This window comes from Streptomyces tsukubensis (assembly GCF_003932715.1).
GTDB classification, from domain to species: domain Bacteria; phylum Actinomycetota; class Actinomycetes; order Streptomycetales; family Streptomycetaceae; genus Streptomyces; species Streptomyces tsukubensis.
The window spans coordinates 4210080-4225315 of sequence record NZ_CP020700.1 but is presented as its reverse complement, the minus strand read 5'-3'; the positions used below and the strand labels follow the sequence as shown (position 1 = coordinate 4225315).

The window sequence follows — 15236 nt, the reverse complement described above, 5'->3', positions numbered from 1 at the left end:
TACGCGTACGCCTCTGCCTGCGTCAGCCCTTGTCCGGGCCACCGCTCTCCTCGCCGTCGGCCGCGCCGTCCTTGGCCTCCGTGCCGTCCGTGGCACCTGCGGCGCCTGCGGAGTCTGCGGACTCCTTCGACTCCTTGGCCGCCGGTGCCGGACCGGCGCCGGGCTGCGGCTCGGCCACGGCCACCCGCGCGGGGCGGATGGTCCGCTCGCCGATGCGATACCCCGGCTGGAGCACCGCGACGCACGTCGTCTCCGTGACATCCGGCGCATAGCTGTGCATCAGCGCCTCGTGGATCGTCGGGTCGAAGGGCTCGCCCTCCTTGCCGAACTGCTGGAGACCCATCTTCGCGACGCCCGTCTCCAGGGACTCGGCGACGGACTTGAATCCGCCGACCAGCTCCCCGTGGTCCCGGGCGCGGCCGATGTCGTCGAGCACGGGCAGCAGCTCGGCCAGGAGCGTCGCCGTGGCGATCTCCTTCACCGTGACGCGGTCCCGCTCCACCCGGCGGCGGTAGTTCTGGTACTCGGCCTGGAGCCGCTGGAGATCGGCGGTGCGCTCGGCGAGTGCCGACCGCGCCTGGTCCAGTTCGGCCGTCAGACCGGCGGTCTTGGCAGCGTCCCCTGCCGGGGCCGCCCCGCCCTCCTGATCGGAGGGCGCGGCGGTCTCGGCGGCGTCGTCGGAGCCGGAGGGGACGTCGGGCTTCTCGTCGAAGCCCGGGGTCTCCTCGGTCACGCGGCACCACCCTTGGGCTTCTCGTCGTCGACGATCTCGGCGTCGACGACGTCGTCGTCGGCCTTGGCCTGGCCGGCGTCGCCCTGCGGTGCGTCGGCGCCCGCGCCGGCCTGCTGCGCCTGGGCGTCCGCGTACATCGCCTGGCCGAGCTTCTGCGAGACGGCGCCGAGCTTCTCGGTGGCGGTGCGGATCTCGGCCGTGTCCTCGCCCTTGAGCTTCTCCTTCAGCTCGGTGATGGCGGTCTCGACCTCGGTCTTCACCTCGCCGGGAACCTTGTCCTCGTTGTCCTTGAGGAACTTCTCGGTCTGGTAGACGAGCTGCTCGCCCTGGTTGCGGGTCTCGGCGGACTCGCGGCGGCGGTGGTCCTCGTCCGCGTACTGCTCGGCCTCCTGGCGCATCCGGTCGACCTCGTCCTTCGGCAGCGAGGAGCCGCCGGTGACGGTCATCTTCTGCTCCTTGCCCGTGCCCAGGTCCTTCGCGGTCACGTGCATGATGCCGTTGGCGTCGATGTCGAAGGAGACCTCGATCTGCGGGACGTTGCGCGGCGCCGGCGGCAGACCGGTCAGCTCGAACATGCCGAGCTTCTTGTTGTACGCCGCGATCTCGCGCTCGCCCTGGTAGACCTGGATCTGGACGGAGGGCTGGTTGTCCTCGGCCGTCGTGAAGATCTCGGAACGGCGGGTCGGGATCGTGGTGTTGCGCTCGATGAGCTTCGTCATGATGCCGCCCTTGGTCTCGATACCGAGGGACAGCGGGGTGACGTCGAGCAGCAGGACGTCCTTGACCTCGCCCTTGAGGACACCGGCCTGGAGGGACGCGCCGATGGCGACGACCTCGTCCGGGTTCACACCCTTGTTGGCCTCCTTGCCGCCGGTCAGCTCCTTGACGAGCTCGGCGACGGCGGGCATCCGGGTGGAACCGCCGACCAGGACCACGTGGTCGATCTCGGAAAGGGCGATGCCCGCGTCCTTGATGACGTTGTTGAACGGGGTCTTGCAGCGGTCCAGCAGATCGGAGGTCAGCTGCTGGAACTGGGCGCGGGTGAGCTTCTCGTCCAGGTGCAGCGGGCCCTCGGCGGAGGCCGTGATGTAGGGCAGGTTGATCGACGTCTCGGTGGAGGACGACAGTTCGATCTTGGCCTTCTCGGCGGCCTCGCGGAGGCGCTGGAGGGCCATCTTGTCCTTGGCCAGGTCCACGCCGTGGCCGTTCTGGAACTGCTTGACCAGGTAGTCGACGACGCGCTGGTCCCAGTCGTCGCCACCGAGGTGGTTGTCGCCGTTGGTGGCCTTCACCTCGACGACGCCGTCACCGATCTCCAGCAGGGACACGTCGAAGGTGCCGCCGCCGAGGTCGAAGACGAGGATCGTCTGGTCGTCCTTGTCGAGACCGTAGGCCAGCGCGGCGGCCGTGGGCTCGTTGACGATACGGAGGACGTTGAGGCCCGCGATCTCGCCGGCCTCCTTGGTGGCCTGGCGCTCCGAGTCGTTGAAGTACGCCGGGACGGTGATGACCGCGTCGGCCACCTTCTCGCCCAGGTACGCCTCGGCGTCGCGCTTCAGCTTCTGCAGGATGAAGGCGCTCATCTGCTGCGGGTTGAAGTTCTTGCCGTCGATCTCGATCTTCCAGTCAGTGCCCATGTGGCGCTTGACCGATCGGATCGTCCGGTCGACGTTGGTGACCGCCTGGCGCTTGGCGACCTCACCGACCAGCACCTCACCGTTCTTCGCAAAGGCGACGACGGACGGCGTGGTCCGGGCTCCCTCGGCGTTGGTGATGACGGTGGGCTCGCCGCCTTCCAGAACGCTGACGACGGAGTTAGTCGTGCCCAGGTCGATGCCGACCGCACGTGCCATGTCAATTCCTCCAGAGACTTCTTGAGTGGAACTGACTCAAGGATGCCCCAGCCCCTCGCGGGAGTCAACAGACCTGAGTCGACCCCACTCAACTTTTATCCCACGCTTATCCGCACCCCGGACGTCCGATGCCGTATCCGCCGGGCCGCGCACCGGCACCCGTCAACCGGCCGCGCGTGGCGACCACCCCTCCGGGGACCGCATCTGCCACAGTCATCCCCCACAGACCTCACGAAACACCTATACACCCCTATACACCGCGACTCACCCCGGAACTCCGGAAACTTCCCTTGCCGCACGCTGCGGCGGGAGAAGAAATCGGCGGGAGAAGACAGATGTCCCTTTCCAAAAGAGCCGTCGACCTGCTGGGCGCGGTCCTTCTGCTGCTGCTCCTCGCCCCGGCGCTGGCGGCGCTCACGGCCGCCGTCGCGGTCTCGGCGCGCGGACGCGTCCTCGTACCGAAGCGGTGTACGGGTGCGGGCGGACGGCCGTTCCGGATGCTGGCGTTCCGGGTGGCGCCCGGTACCCGTACGGGCCGACTGCTCCACCGCCACTACCTGGACCATCTGCCGCAGCTCGTGAATGTGCTCCGGGGCGAGATGTCCCTGGTCGGCCCGCGCCCGCTGCCGGTGGACCGGATCCCGGCGGACAGTGCCCGGGCCCGTACCTCCGTACGCCCCGGAATCACCGGGCTCTGGCAGACCGGCGGGCGGTCCGGGCTGCCGTGGGAGGAGATGGCCGTCCAGGACCTGCACTACATCAGGGAGCACTGGCTGGGCATGGACCTGATGATCCTGGCCCGTACCGTCTCCACCGCCCGGCGCGGGCGCCCCGTACGCGCCGCGGCCGGCGCCCCACCGGCGCGCGTACCGCGCCCGCAGGGGCTGAGGCAAGCCTGAGCGATACAGATCACCGGCCGCGCGGCTACAGTGCGGCCCCATAAGTGGGTAGTCTCGGCCCGAAACGATTAAGTTACCGCTTAGTAATTTTTCGGTGGCCGGGCACGCCCGACCGGCCCCCCTCGCAGGCCCGAGGAGCCCGAAATGCAGCTCGCCGCGATCGTCGTGTCGCTGGTCCTGACCGTGGTCGCCGTCGCGCTCATCTCCCGAGCCGTCGCGCAGATCTACCGCTTTGTGAAACTCGGCCAACCCGTGCCCGCGGGCAGCCGCACCAACGACCCGAAACAGCGCACGATCACCCTGGCCAGGGAGTTCCTGGGGCACACCCGGATGAACCGCTGGGGCATCGTCGGCTTCGCCCACTGGTTCGTCGCGATCGGCTTCCTCACCCTGCCGCCGACCCTGGTCCAGGCATACGGCCAGCTGTTCCGGGCCGACTGGATGCTGCCGGTGATCGGCTCCTGGGCGCCGTTCGAGATGTACACCGAATTCATCGGTCTGATGACGGTCGCCGGAATCCTCGTCCTGATGGCCATCCGGCTGCTGAACCTGCCGTCCCGGGCGGGCCGCAAATCGCGTTTCGCGGGCTCCAAGGCCTGGCAGGCGTACTTCGTCGAGTACGTGATCCTCACCATCGGCCTCGCCATCCTCGTCCTGCGCGGTCTTGAGGGCGCGATCCACCACGTCGACGGCTACCAGGCCGGCTACTTCATCTCGTACCCCCTGGTCGCCGCCTTCGACGGCCTGAGCACCGGCACCCTCCAGAACCTGATCTACCTCACCGCCGCGGTGAAGATCGGCACCTCGCTGATCTGGATGATCACGGTGTCCCTCAACACCAATATGGGTGTCGCCTGGCACCGCTTCCTCGGCTTCCCGAACATCTGGTTCAAGCGGAACGCCGACGGCGCCACCGCGCTGGGCGCGCTCCAGCCCATGACCAGCGGCGGCAAGGAGATCGACTTCGAGGACCCGGGCGACGACGACGTCTACGGCGTCTCGCAGGTCGAGCAGTTCTCCTGGAAGGGCATCCTCGACTTCTCCACCTGCACCGAATGCGGCCGCTGCCAGTCCCAGTGCCCCGCCTGGAACACCGGAAAGCCCCTCTCCCCCAAGCTCCTGATCATGTCCCTGCGGGACCATGCCCACGCCAAGGCGCCGTATCTGCTGGCGGGCGGCGGAAAGAGCATGGAGGGTGAGGAGAAGGCGAGCGCCGAGGCGCTGAAGGACGTTCCGGCCGCCGCGCTCGCCGAGGCCGAGCGGCCGCTGATCGGGACGCTGGAGGAGAACGGCGTCATCGACCCGGACGTGCTCTGGTCCTGCACCACCTGCGGCGCCTGCGTCGAGCAGTGCCCGGTCGATATCGAGCACATCGACCACATCGTCGATATGCGCCGCTACCAGGTGATGATCGAATCGGCCTTCCCGTCCGAGGCGGGCACGATGCTCAAGAACCTGGAGAAGAAGGGCAACCCCTGGGGCCTGGCGAAGAAGGCCCGCGTCGAGTGGACCAAGGAGGTCGACTTCGAGGTCCCGATCGTCGGGCAGAACGTCGAGGACCTCAGCGAGGTCGACTACCTCTACTGGGTCGGCTGCGCGGGCGCCCTGGAGGACCGGGCCAAGAAGACCACCAAGGCCTTCGCCGAACTGCTGCACATCGCGGGCGTCAAGTTCGCGATCATGGGCGGCGACGAGAAGTGCACCGGCGACTCCCCCCGCCGGCTCGGCAACGAACCGCTGTTCCAGCAGCTGGGCCAGGAGAACGTGGCCATGCTGAACATGGCCTTCGGCGAGGACGAGGACGATCCGGCGACGAAGAAGCCGAAGTCGGCGAAGAAGATCGTCTCCACCTGCCCGCACTGCTTCAACACCATCGCCAACGAGTATCCGCAGCTCGGCGGCGACTACGAGGTCATCCACCACACCCAGCTGCTCCAGCACCTCATCGACGAGGGCAGGCTGATCCCGGTGACGCCGGTGGAAGGCCTGATCACCTACCACGACCCCTGCTACCTGGGCCGTCACAACAAGGTCTACACGCCCCCGCGCGAGATCATGTCGGCCGTCCCCGGTCTGCGGCAGCAGGAGATGCACCGCCACAAGGAGCGCGGTTTCTGCTGCGGCGCGGGCGGCGCGCGGATGTGGATGGAGGAGCGGATCGGCAAGCGGATCAACGACGAGCGGGTCGACGAGGCGCTCTCCCTCAACCCGGACATCGTCTCCACCGCCTGCCCGTTCTGCCTGGTGATGCTGACCGACTCGGTCAACGGGAAGAAGAACAGCGGTACGGCGAAGGAATCCCTCCAGGTCGTGGATGTGGCGCAGCTGCTGCTCGACTCGGTGAAGACGCCACCGTCGGACCCGGAGCCGAAGGAGGAGCCGGCGGGCGCGCCCGAGCCGGAGCCGGTGCAGTAGTCCCGCACTTCCCGTACTTCCAAGGGGACCCGGGCCGGGGGCGCAGCCCCCTCCGGGTCCCCTTCCCGTTCCCCCTAAGGGATGTCACAGCTCAGCCGCAAAGCCCCCTGTCCGCGGCCCCGGTGGGGTGGTGATCTGCCGGAACGGGGTAGTTTCGAAAGCGTGGCTGGATTCAGGATCGGACGCGGACGGGACAACCGCAGGCAGCAGCGACCCCCGCAGGGGCCGCCCCAGGAACCGCCGTACGGGCAGCAGCAGGCCTGGCCCCAGGCGGGCGACGGGCGGCCGTCGGCGTACGGCGAACCGGAGTACTACGGGGACCCGTACCAGCAGCAGGGCGGTCCGCAGCAGGGCCCGCCGCAGTACGGGGCCCCGCAGCACGGCGGTCCGCAGCACGGGGGCCCTCAGCGGGGCGCGCCGCAGTACCAGCAGCCCCCGAGGCACCCGGGCCACCACCAGCCCCACCCCCCGCAGCACCACAACGCTCCCCACCCGCCGCCCCACGACCCGTACGCGGACAACAATCCGGGTCACACCCAGGCCTTCACGGTCGACGACCCGTACGGCCAGGGCTCGACGTACCAGGCGGGCAGCGCGCCCGCTCCCCCGCCCGGCCCGCGGCTGCACTGGAAGCAGTTGCTGAGCGGCATCGTCACCCGTCCGGCGCAGACCTTCCTCCAGATGCGGGACTACCCGGTCTGGGGCCCGGCGCTGGTGGTGACCCTGATCTACGGCGCGCTGGCGATCTTCGGGCTCGACGAGCCGCGCGAGGAGATCTTCAACGCCACGCTGTCGTCGGCGATCCCGGCCGTCCTGATGACGGCCGTCGCCTTCGTCATCGGCGGGTTGATCCTCGGTGCCGTCACCAACACCCTCGCCCGCCAGTTCGGCGGCACCGGCGCCTGGCAGCCGACCATCGGACTCGCCATGCTGATCATGGCGGTCACGGACGCACCGCGGCTGTTCTTCGCCCTCTTCCTGGGCGGCCAGAACTCCATGGTCCAGCTCCTGGGCTGGCTGACCTGGCTGGCGGCGGGCGCGCTGTTCACGTCGATGGTGAGCAAATCCCACGATCTGCCGTGGCCGAAGGCGCTGGGCGCGTCCGCGATCCAGCTGCTGGCGCTGCTCTCGCTGATCAAACTGGGCACGATCTGAAAGGAGCCCGGGCCTCGGCCCGGGCTCCTTCTGAGCTCATCTCTCCGTCTTGCGTCCTCCGTCAGGAGTCGAGGACCTGGCCCTCGCGCCGTACCACCGGCGCTTCGACGGACCACGGGAAGTTGATCCAGTCGTCGGTGCGCTTCCACACGTACTCGCACTTCACCAGCGAGTGCGACTTCTCGTAGATCACGGCCGACCGGACTTCCGCGACATGGTCCAGGCAGAAGTCGTGGACCAGCTTCAGCGTCTTGCCGGTGTCAGCGACGTCGTCCGCGATGAGGACCTTCTTGTCGGAGAAGTCGATCGCATTCGGCACCGGGGCCAGCATCACCGGCATCTCCAAGGTGGTGCCCACCCCGGTGTAGAACTCCACATTCACCAGGTGGATGTTCTTGCAGTCCAGCGCGTACGCCAGCCCGCCCGCGACGAAGACACCGCCGCGCGCGATGGAGAGCACGATGTCCGGTTCGAAGCCGTCGTCCGCGATGCTCTGCGCCAGCTCACGGACCGCGGTCCCGAACTTGTCGTAGGTCAGGTTCTCCCGTACCGCACTCATCGTCACACCTGCGTCCGGTGGAAGTTCTGGAAGGAGCGCGAGGCCGTCGGCCCCCGCTGCCCCTGGTAGCGCGAGCCGTAGCGCTCGCTGCCGTACGGGAACTCCGCGGGCGAGCTGAGCCGGAACATGCACAGCTGCCCGATCTTCATCCCGGGCCACAGCTTGATGGGCAGGGTCGCCAGATTCGACAGCTCCAGCGTGACGTGCCCGGAGAACCCGGGGTCGATGAACCCGGCGGTCGAGTGCGTGACCAGTCCGAGCCGCCCGAGGGAGCTCTTGCCCTCCAGCCGCGACGCCAGATCGTCCGGCAGCGAGATGACCTCGTACGTCGACGCCAGCACGAACTCACCCGGATGCAGGATGAACGCCTCGTCGCCGTCCGGCTCCACCGTCCGGGTCAGATCGGCCTGCTCGACCGCGGGGTCGATATGCGGATAGCGGTGGTTCTCGAACACCCGGAAGTAGCGGTCCAGCCGCACATCAATGCTCGAAGGCTGCACCATGGAATCGTCATACGGGTCGATGCGGACCCGCCCGGCGTCGATCTCGGCCCGGATGTCCTTGTCTGAGAGAAGCACCCCCCGAGGATACGCAGAGCGCACGGACCCCACCGAACCGGACGTCCGTGCGCTCCCCCGTCACTTCGCTACGGCCACCGGCACGACACTCCGCAACCGCGCACACCGAGGACACCGGACCAACCGGGCCGGCCCGATCCGCCCGGTCCCGAGCTGCTGCATCGGAAACGAGGTGGTAGCGAAGACGTGCCCTTCGGCACAGCGGACGACGGTGCGCTCCATCAGGTCCATCGAGTCCCTTCCCCAACAAATGCGGACGAACCCCCACATTAGGCCATCCCCCCACGGCCTCCACCCCGCCACCCCGCACCCACCACGCTATGCCCCAACTCCCTTGCCCCGCACCCACTTCCCACCGCTCGCCACCGCCCCTCGCTGCCGCCCGGGGAAACGAAAGACCCCGCGGCGTTCTTCGCCCGGGGCCTGCGATGGGGTAGAGTGACGGCACTGCGGTTCCCGATCTTCGGTCCGCTGTGCGGGTGTAGTTTAATGGTAGAACATGAGCTTCCCAAGCTCAGAGCGCGAGTTCGATTCTCGTCACCCGCTCTTGATTGAAGGCCCTGGTCAGAGACCGGGGCCTTTTCTGGTTTTCGGCCCGCCCGTCGGTGAACCGGCATGGGTACAACATGACCGTCAACCGACTCCCTCCAGGCGAGACATTGCGGGGCCCTCATTCCAGGGCGCCACGCCGGACGGCCAACCCCGCCTGCTCTGCCTCAACAGATGCCACTCACGCATGTGCAGATGCGCCTACGGCCCGGCCCGGCCACCTCCGAAGCGCACTGTCGGATGCGTGGTGCAAGGTACCGGAGGGCGGGCGCTGTCGTGGTTCGGCCCGACGGATGAGGAACCTCTGGAGAGTGGCATGCCGAAGATCCCCAAAGGGCGGCGCGTAGGCCAGGCCGCGGTGAACGCGCTGCGCACGCTGCTTGAGGAACACGATCACATCGTGCAGGAGATATCCGGACAGAACGACTTCGGCGAGGATTTCTACGTCACCTTCACCGACGACGGGGACGTCACCAGCGACACGATCAAGGTCCAGGTCAAGGGTGGCGACAGCCGGCGCCGGGGCAACGGCTACGCCGTGCCCGTCGACCGGCACCACGACACCTGGTCAGAGGGCAACATCCCTGTCTACTGCGTGGTGTACGACCCGAGCGACAAGAACCTGTACTGGGCGAACGCCACCCAACAACTCCGCAGCCACGGCTCCTTCAACGCACCACGCTTCATCGGGATCAGCCCCAACTCGATGCTGGACGACAGCACCATGGACTCCTTCGTCTCCCAGGCACGCCGCTACGTCGGTCGCTATCGCGGCAGGCAAGCCGTCCTCACCCACCTCGGGGAAATGTCGGGAACGGAATTCGATCCGGCAGATCACGTTCTGCACTTCGTCAACAGCAACGACGACGACCTCATCTTCTGGAAGCGTCCGGGCGACGCAGTTGCGACGCTGCTGCTCAGTGCCCAGGACTGGCAACCGGCCTGGGTCACCCTGGAATCGCTGATGCGCTCCGAGCTTCCGGTCCCGGAGGGCTCGGACGATCCGGGGCTCCCGGACCCCGATCTGTGCACCGCCGAGGATCTGGAGCTGGATCGGACCGAAATCATGTGGGTGGTTGCATGCTTCAGCTCCACCCGGCCGGCCGAGAACGGCCCGGAGGGCGAACCCGTCGAGTGCGAGGGGTGTCCCGATTGCACGGGGGAGGAGCCCAAGGAGCACGGCAGGATCGAAGCGGACGTCATCCACGCGTATGTGCTGACCTGCATGCTCGACCGTATCGAAGCCGAGCCGGACCTTGTGCAGCGCTCAATCCTCGCCATGCGAGAGGAGACCGCCCTGGAGCCGGACATCATCGCCGAGCTCGGCACGCTCGAAACCGACCCGCGTGTCGTCCGCCGGGTGAGCAAGCTCAGCCGGGCGACAGTAGCGACGGTCGACGACATCGAACCGGAGGCCTTTCGGCTGGCCGTCCTCTACCTCATCCACTGCATCTACGTCGGCGGCCCCTCGCTTCCCCTCGACGAACAGGTCCGGATCGTCTGGCGCATCCCCGAGCCCCCGGAACCCGAATCACGTACCCGCTGACCGCGGAAGAGAGCGTCCATCGGCCTGCGCCGGCCCGCGTCCCGCTCAAGCCGCGGGGCCGGGCCGGAACCGTCACCGGTGCGCGGCCCGGGGGCTTCCGTGTTGTCCGGACCGCTCCGGGCTCGCGCTTCCGGCTCGACCGGCGACCTCACCCGGGATGGATGAATACCTGTGTTCGCGGTATGAGAATTTCACTTGCCTCGCAGGGAGGGTATTTGCCCCGGATGCATCAGGGGGCTATAACTCACAGGCGCAAGCAGCGGTAGCGTGCTACTGTCGAACTCGGTTGCAGTTTTGGTACCCAAGAAACTTAAAGCACTCCGGTCGGCCTCCATGCCGGACGGGAGCGCTTCGTACTTCCGGTCATTTCCGGGCAGGGCATCATCGCGGCGACGCGGTTTCCGTACAGTGCGGATTCCGGTGTACTGCCCAAAGGAGATATGACATGGCTGCTGGCACCGTGAAGTGGTTCAACGCGGAAAAGGGATTCGGCTTCATCGAGCAGGACGGTGGCGGCCCCGATGTGTTCGCCCACTACTCGAACATCGCCGCCCAGGGCTTCCGCGAGCTCCAGGAGGGCCAGAAGGTCACCTTCGAGATCGCTCAGGGCCAGAAGGGCCCGACGGCCGAGAACATCGTTCCGGCCTGACCCTGACACGCATTTCGCAGCTGGGGCCCGCATCCCTCGGGGTGCGGGTCCCAGCTGCTCGCGTTTGTACCGTCAGCCGCAGGGGCACAGCCTCCGCCGAGCCGCACCCGTTGATGTGCCGGGTTCGGCTCCGCCTACCATCATCTGTTTTACCGAGTCCGGTTTTCGCATTCCATCCGGCCCGTCCTGTGATTCTCCGCGCTGGTCATTCGCGGCTGGAATTCCTCGATACGTGCCGTATCGAGGAAGGCTCTGAATGAACCGCACACGTACGAACGGCCGTTCCTCCGGCAGGCGCCGCCTCAGCAGGGGGCCCGCGTTCGGCTCCGCCGCCGGCTCGCAGTGGACCGTGGTGCAGGGAGAGTTCGCCCCGCCGCGGACGGTCACTCCGGCACTGCCCGCCGTCGAGGCGTTCGCCGGCCTCGACCTGCCCAGGGAACTCCTGGCCGCGCTCACAGCGCAGGGCGTGTCCGTGCCGTTCCCGATTCAGGGTGCGACGCTGCCGGACTCCCTGGCGGGCCGTGACGTCCTGGGCCGCGGGCGGACGGGCTCCGGGAAGACCCTCGCCTTCGGACTGGCCCTGCTGGCCCGCACCGCCGGACAGCGCGCCGAGCCCCGTCAGCCGCTGGCTCTCGTCCTGGTGCCCGACCGGGAACTCGCCCGGCAGGTCACCGACGCCCTCGCCCCGTACACCCGCGCTGTGAAGCTGCGCCTGACCACCGTCGTCGGCGGGATGCCGATCAGCAGACAGGCAGCCGCGCTGCGTGACGGTGCGGAAGTCGTCGTGGCCACCCCCGGCCGGCTGGGGGACCTCGTCGACCGCGGTGACTGCCGACTGGACCAGGTTGCGGTCACCGTCCTCGACGAAGCCGACCGGATGGCCGACATGGGCTTCATGCCGCAGGTCACCGCGCTCCTGGACCAGGTACGCCCCCAGGGCCAGCGCATGCTGTTCTCCGCAGCCCCGGACCGCAACGTCGACCTCCTGGGCCGCAGCTACCTCACCGACCCCGTCGTCCACGCCGTGGACCCGCACGTCGCAATCCCGCTTCCCGCGCCCGAGGCGGCGGCCTGACACCGCGTGATACGGAAGCCGACCCATCCCTACAGGAGGCACGTTGTGACGCCGGCCCAGACACAGAACCGCTCGGCGCGGACCGACGCCGATACCGTGGACACGGCCGGGCCGCAGGTCGGTGACGACATGACCGTCGAGGTGGCCCTGGCCGTGATGGCCGGCGCCCGTACCGGACACCTGCTCGTCTGCGACGACGACGGGCTGTGCACCGGACTCGTCACCCGGGCCCAGCTCACCACCGTCCGCGACAGCTCCGTCTACACGGACCGGATCCGCCTGCGCGAGATCCCCGGCGGAGAGCACGACAACCCGTGCGCCCCCGCCCCCGTCCACACCTGAACCGCTCCTCCACACCGGAACCATCCCTTCCACTCCCTGTGAGGCATCGTGCGCTGTGTCATCGCCCGTTTCCCCTTCGAGCTCACCAAGAGCGGCGTCCTGGACGCCATGAAGGGCGTCAAGCCCGAGGAGATCACCGGTGAGTCCGTGCTCATCGGCCGTCGCGCTTACCCCGTCAAGCAGGTCGGCCAGGTCGTCACCCGCCAGGACCGGCGCGATTTCACGGCCGGCGAAGTCGTCCGGGCCATGACCAAGCTCGGTTTCACCTGCCGCGGGCTGCCTCCGGTGACCGCGCCCGCGCACGCCCCCGACCCGTTCCAGCGCGCCTCCGCGATGCTCGGCGCCTCGGCGGCGGCCTGACCGACCGGTTCGCACCGTCAGGAGGGCCCGCCCGGCAGATGCCGGGCGGGCCCTCCGTGTCGGGGAGACGGCCCGCAGTGATCAGAGGCCGTGGGTACGCGGAGACGGAAGCCCGGCTCGGTGCCGGGGCCGGCAAGTGGTGTAGTAGTTCCTTCGGGGCCCCGGCGCCATACGGCACGAGGGCCCCGAAGCGCGTCCCACGAGAGAGGTCCCATGACAGCAGACGACTCGTACGACCGTCTCGACGACGACGACTACCCCGCCTACACGATGGGCCGGGCCGCCGAAATCATCGGCACCACCCAGGGGTTCCTCCGCGCCGTCGGAGAAGCCCGCCTCATCACCCCGCTGCGCTCCGAGGGCGGCCACCGCCGCTACTCCCGCTACCAGCTGCGTATCGCCGCCCGCGCCCGGGAGCTCGTCGACCAGGGCACCCCCATCGAGGCCGCGTGCCGCATCATCATCCTCGAAGACCAGCTCGAAGAAGCCCGGCGCATCAACGCCGAATACCGTCGCGCCGCCGGATCGGCGGACCCGCCGGCCGCGGGCTGAGACGGAGAAGGGTGTTGCCTCGGGGAGGACAAGGCCCGCGCTGCTTTGTTCCGGTGTCCGGGCCGCGTCAGGGGAACGAATCAGGGGACGAAGAGGAACGCGGCGGTGGTGGCCCCGCCGAGCACCGCCCCGGCGAGCGTCTGGGCCACCGTGTGATACGACAGCGCGACCCGGGACCAGCAGACGGCGGCCGTCAGCGAGTAGGCGACCAGCCACCACGGCGAGTGCACCGCGGCCAGCAGGGCGACCGTCGCCGAGGCCACCGCGGAGTCCACCGAGATCTTCCAGACGGTGTTCACCGCGAGCAGCCCGATGGTCATCACCCACAGGCCCAGCATCGCGACCAGGATCGGCACGGGTGCCCCGCCGAGGACCATGATCACCGAGCCGGTGCCGATGGAGCCGAGGATGACGAAGAAGATCGGGGCCCGCTGGGTGCGGTCGACCACATGGCGGTCGCCCCAGGTTCCCCGTTTGCGCTCCCATTCGATGTAGCCGGCCGGAATCAGCCCGGCGCACAGGGCGCCGAGCAGACCCCACAGCAGGCCGGTCCAGTGGCCGGCCGCGGCCAGACCGATCCCGAGCATGCCCGCGAGCAGGACGTTGCGCGGCTGCAGGACGTCGGTGACGATGCGGGCCGTGGTGGTGAGGGCCGAACCGGCGGGGGTCCCGGTGGTGTTGTTGTCCGTACTGCCGACGTGGTTCACGCGCTGTGCTCCAGGCTCGACCGCAGGACGACGCGGGTCCGCTGTTCCGGGATGGTCTTGTAGGCGGCGGCCACCCGTACCAGCCAGGCGACTTCGCCGTCCTGGTCGGTGGCGTGCTTGGTCTCGAAGGCGGCGGCCTTCCCGGCGGGCGCGCCCTCGGCCTTGGCGACCAGGGCCGCCTTGATCCAGTAGGCGTCGGCGAGGGAGTCGGCCTTCCCGGGGTTCCCGTCTTCGCCCGCGGCGGCCTCCTTGGCGGCGGTCAGCAGACCGTCGGGCACATAGTGGCGCAGCTTCTCGACCGCATCCGCGATATCGGCCGCCCAGCGGTCGACGCGCAGGTCGGCGGGGGTGTCGAAGCGCGTCAGTTCGCGGGCGAGCGGGGCCGGAGGGGCGAACGGCTGGTCGGGGAAGGCGGTCATCAGATCGCGCCACAGCGGATGCAGATTCACCTGCGCCCGCCAGAGGCGGATCCGCCGCCAGCCCTTGCTGAAGGCGGGGATGGAGGCACCGAGCGCGAAGAAGACGAAGAGGACCACCTGGGCGGCCTCGGTGGCCGTGTCGAAGGTCAGCGCGAAGCTCTCGCTGGGCCGGTCGACCACACTGATCCACAGGAACAAGGTGCGGCTGAGGGTGTAGCCGACACCGATGAACATCGCGAAGGTCATCATGCCGAGGCCGACCCGGAGGTGGCGCAACCGGGCGTCGGCGGTGGCCAGAGCCCACTGATAGGCGCAGACGGCGGATGCGGCGCCCAGGTAGAGGTAGAAGACGCTCATGTAGAGCGTGGCGCCCCACTGGCCGGCGTGTTCGGCGACGAACCGGTCCGCGGGGACCGAGCGGTCCACGACCGTGAAGAAGAGCACGGTCAGGAGGATGAGGGTGACCACGGATGCCTTGGTGGCCACCCGCTGGATGAGCCGGGCGAACCGGACATGGCGGGGGATCGCCCCGCCCTCCGGGAAGTGACCGTAGATGGCGACGATGTAGCTGAGGATCGCCAGGATCGCGATGGTCGACGTGTAGTGCTTGATCAGTACCGACAGGTCCACGATGGGACTGTTGTTGAGGCTTATTCGGACCACGCGGGTCTTGGTCCACAGGGCGACGGCGAAGCCCGCGTAGCAACCCCACAGGGCGCGGCGGCGCTTGTCCTCCTCGTCGCCCCAGAGCGCGGCCGGCATACGCCACAGGGCGACGGCCGTCATCAGACCGGCGACGAGGTAGCCGGCGAGGTCGAGCGCGGTCACATGAGTTCCTCGGGGTG

General features: G+C 68.5%; 13 protein-coding genes, 1 tRNA gene and 2 pseudogenes. 10 read left to right on the top strand and 6 right to left on the bottom strand.

What is annotated here, in order from left to right; translation table 11 throughout:
* Positions 1-22: 22 nt before the first annotated feature.
* Both grpE and dnaK read right to left on the bottom strand, forming a co-directional pair.
* The gene (gene grpE, locus B7R87_RS17230) at positions 23-733 is read right to left on the bottom strand and encodes a nucleotide exchange factor GrpE (RefSeq protein WP_006347803.1); all 711 of its coding nucleotides are present in this window, start codon (positions 731-733) and stop codon (positions 23-25) included.
* Complete coding sequence (dnaK, locus tag B7R87_RS17225) at positions 730-2586, bottom strand: molecular chaperone DnaK (protein WP_006347804.1); 1857 nt, start codon at positions 2584-2586, stop codon at positions 730-732. The genes grpE and dnaK overlap by 4 nt, the downstream gene beginning before the upstream one ends.
* A 335-nt stretch (positions 2587-2921) precedes the next feature.
* Here dnaK and B7R87_RS17220 point away from each other — a divergent pair, with 335 nt between their 5' ends.
* From B7R87_RS17220 to B7R87_RS17210, 3 genes are all read left to right on the top strand, one after another.
* A complete protein-coding gene (locus B7R87_RS17220) occupies positions 2922-3485 on the top strand; it encodes a sugar transferase (protein WP_006347805.1) in 564 nt (187 codons plus the stop codon).
* A 144-nt stretch (positions 3486-3629) separates the two neighbouring features.
* A complete protein-coding gene (locus tag B7R87_RS17215) occupies positions 3630-5900 on the top strand; it encodes a (Fe-S)-binding protein (RefSeq protein ID WP_006347806.1) in 2271 nt (756 codons plus the stop codon).
* Between the two features lie 162 nt (positions 5901-6062).
* Positions 6063-7055 carry a Yip1 family protein gene (locus B7R87_RS17210; RefSeq protein WP_006347807.1) on the top strand — a complete coding sequence of 331 codons (993 nt, stop codon included), beginning with the start codon at positions 6063-6065 and terminating at the stop codon, positions 7053-7055.
* Between the two features lie 61 nt (positions 7056-7116).
* On the opposite strand, the gene B7R87_RS17205 is transcribed toward B7R87_RS17210, so the two are convergent.
* Together B7R87_RS17205 and dcd are read right to left on the bottom strand one after the other, a co-directional pair.
* Entirely contained in the window at positions 7117-7614 is a 498-nt protein-coding gene (locus tag B7R87_RS17205) for a phosphoribosyltransferase (protein WP_040915360.1), read from the bottom strand.
* Between the two features lie 2 nt (positions 7615-7616).
* Positions 7617-8192, bottom strand: coding sequence for a dCTP deaminase (dcd, locus tag B7R87_RS17200; RefSeq protein ID WP_006347809.1), 576 nt, complete (start codon positions 8190-8192; stop codon positions 7617-7619).
* A 475-nt stretch (positions 8193-8667) separates the two neighbouring features.
* Here dcd and B7R87_RS17195 point away from each other — a divergent pair.
* From B7R87_RS17195 to B7R87_RS17165, 7 genes and pseudogenes are all read left to right on the top strand, one after another.
* Positions 8668-8738: transfer RNA gene (locus B7R87_RS17195), tRNA-Gly, on the top strand.
* Between the two features lie 319 nt (positions 8739-9057).
* Positions 9058-10287, top strand: coding sequence for a DUF4365 domain-containing protein (locus tag B7R87_RS17190; protein WP_006347811.1), 1230 nt, complete (start codon positions 9058-9060; stop codon positions 10285-10287).
* Between the two features lie 445 nt (positions 10288-10732).
* A complete protein-coding gene (locus tag B7R87_RS17185; RefSeq protein WP_006347812.1) occupies positions 10733-10936 on the top strand; it encodes a cold-shock protein in 204 nt (67 codons plus the stop codon).
* 256 nt (positions 10937-11192) lie between these two features.
* Positions 11193-11969, top strand: a pseudogene (locus B7R87_RS17180) (DEAD/DEAH box helicase); the annotation flags it as partial.
* A gap of 87 nt (positions 11970-12056) precedes the next feature.
* Positions 12057-12308, top strand: a pseudogene (locus B7R87_RS17175) (CBS domain-containing protein); the annotation flags it as partial.
* 93 nt (positions 12309-12401) lie between these two features.
* On the top strand, positions 12402-12713 hold the full coding sequence (locus tag B7R87_RS17170; protein ID WP_006347815.1) for an SCO5918 family protein: 312 nt from the start codon (positions 12402-12404) through the stop codon (positions 12711-12713).
* A gap of 213 nt (positions 12714-12926) precedes the next feature.
* Positions 12927-13265, top strand: coding sequence for a MerR family transcriptional regulator (locus B7R87_RS17165; RefSeq protein WP_006347816.1), 339 nt, complete (start codon positions 12927-12929; stop codon positions 13263-13265).
* 80 nt (positions 13266-13345) lie between these two features.
* On the opposite strand, the gene B7R87_RS17160 is transcribed toward B7R87_RS17165, so the two are convergent.
* Both B7R87_RS17160 and B7R87_RS17155 read right to left on the bottom strand, forming a co-directional pair.
* Positions 13346-13972, bottom strand: a complete 627-nt coding sequence (locus B7R87_RS17160; protein WP_006347817.1) for a phosphatase PAP2 family protein — start codon at positions 13970-13972, stop codon at positions 13346-13348.
* Positions 13969-15219 carry an MAB_1171c family putative transporter gene (locus tag B7R87_RS17155; RefSeq protein ID WP_006347818.1) on the bottom strand — a complete coding sequence of 417 codons (1251 nt, stop codon included), beginning with the start codon at positions 15217-15219 and terminating at the stop codon, positions 13969-13971. The genes B7R87_RS17160 and B7R87_RS17155 overlap by 4 nt, the downstream gene beginning before the upstream one ends.
* Positions 15220-15236 lie beyond the last annotated feature (17 nt).

Coding starts and splice junctions, on each gene's coding strand:
- dnaK (WP_006347804.1), bottom strand. CDS start 2,586: ATGGCACGTGCGGTCGGCATCGACCTGGGCACGACTAACTCCGTCGTC.
- B7R87_RS17220 (WP_006347805.1), top strand. CDS start 2,922: ATGTCCCTTTCCAAAAGAGCCGTCGACCTGCTGGGCGCGGTCCTTCTG.
- B7R87_RS17215 (WP_006347806.1), top strand. CDS start 3,630: ATGCAGCTCGCCGCGATCGTCGTGTCGCTGGTCCTGACCGTGGTCGCC.
- B7R87_RS17205 (WP_040915360.1), bottom strand. CDS start 7,614: ATGAGTGCGGTACGGGAGAACCTGACCTACGACAAGTTCGGGACCGCG.
- B7R87_RS17190 (WP_006347811.1), top strand. CDS start 9,058: ATGCCGAAGATCCCCAAAGGGCGGCGCGTAGGCCAGGCCGCGGTGAAC.
- B7R87_RS17185 (WP_006347812.1), top strand. CDS start 10,733: ATGGCTGCTGGCACCGTGAAGTGGTTCAACGCGGAAAAGGGATTCGGC.
- B7R87_RS17165 (WP_006347816.1), top strand. CDS start 12,927: ATGACAGCAGACGACTCGTACGACCGTCTCGACGACGACGACTACCCC.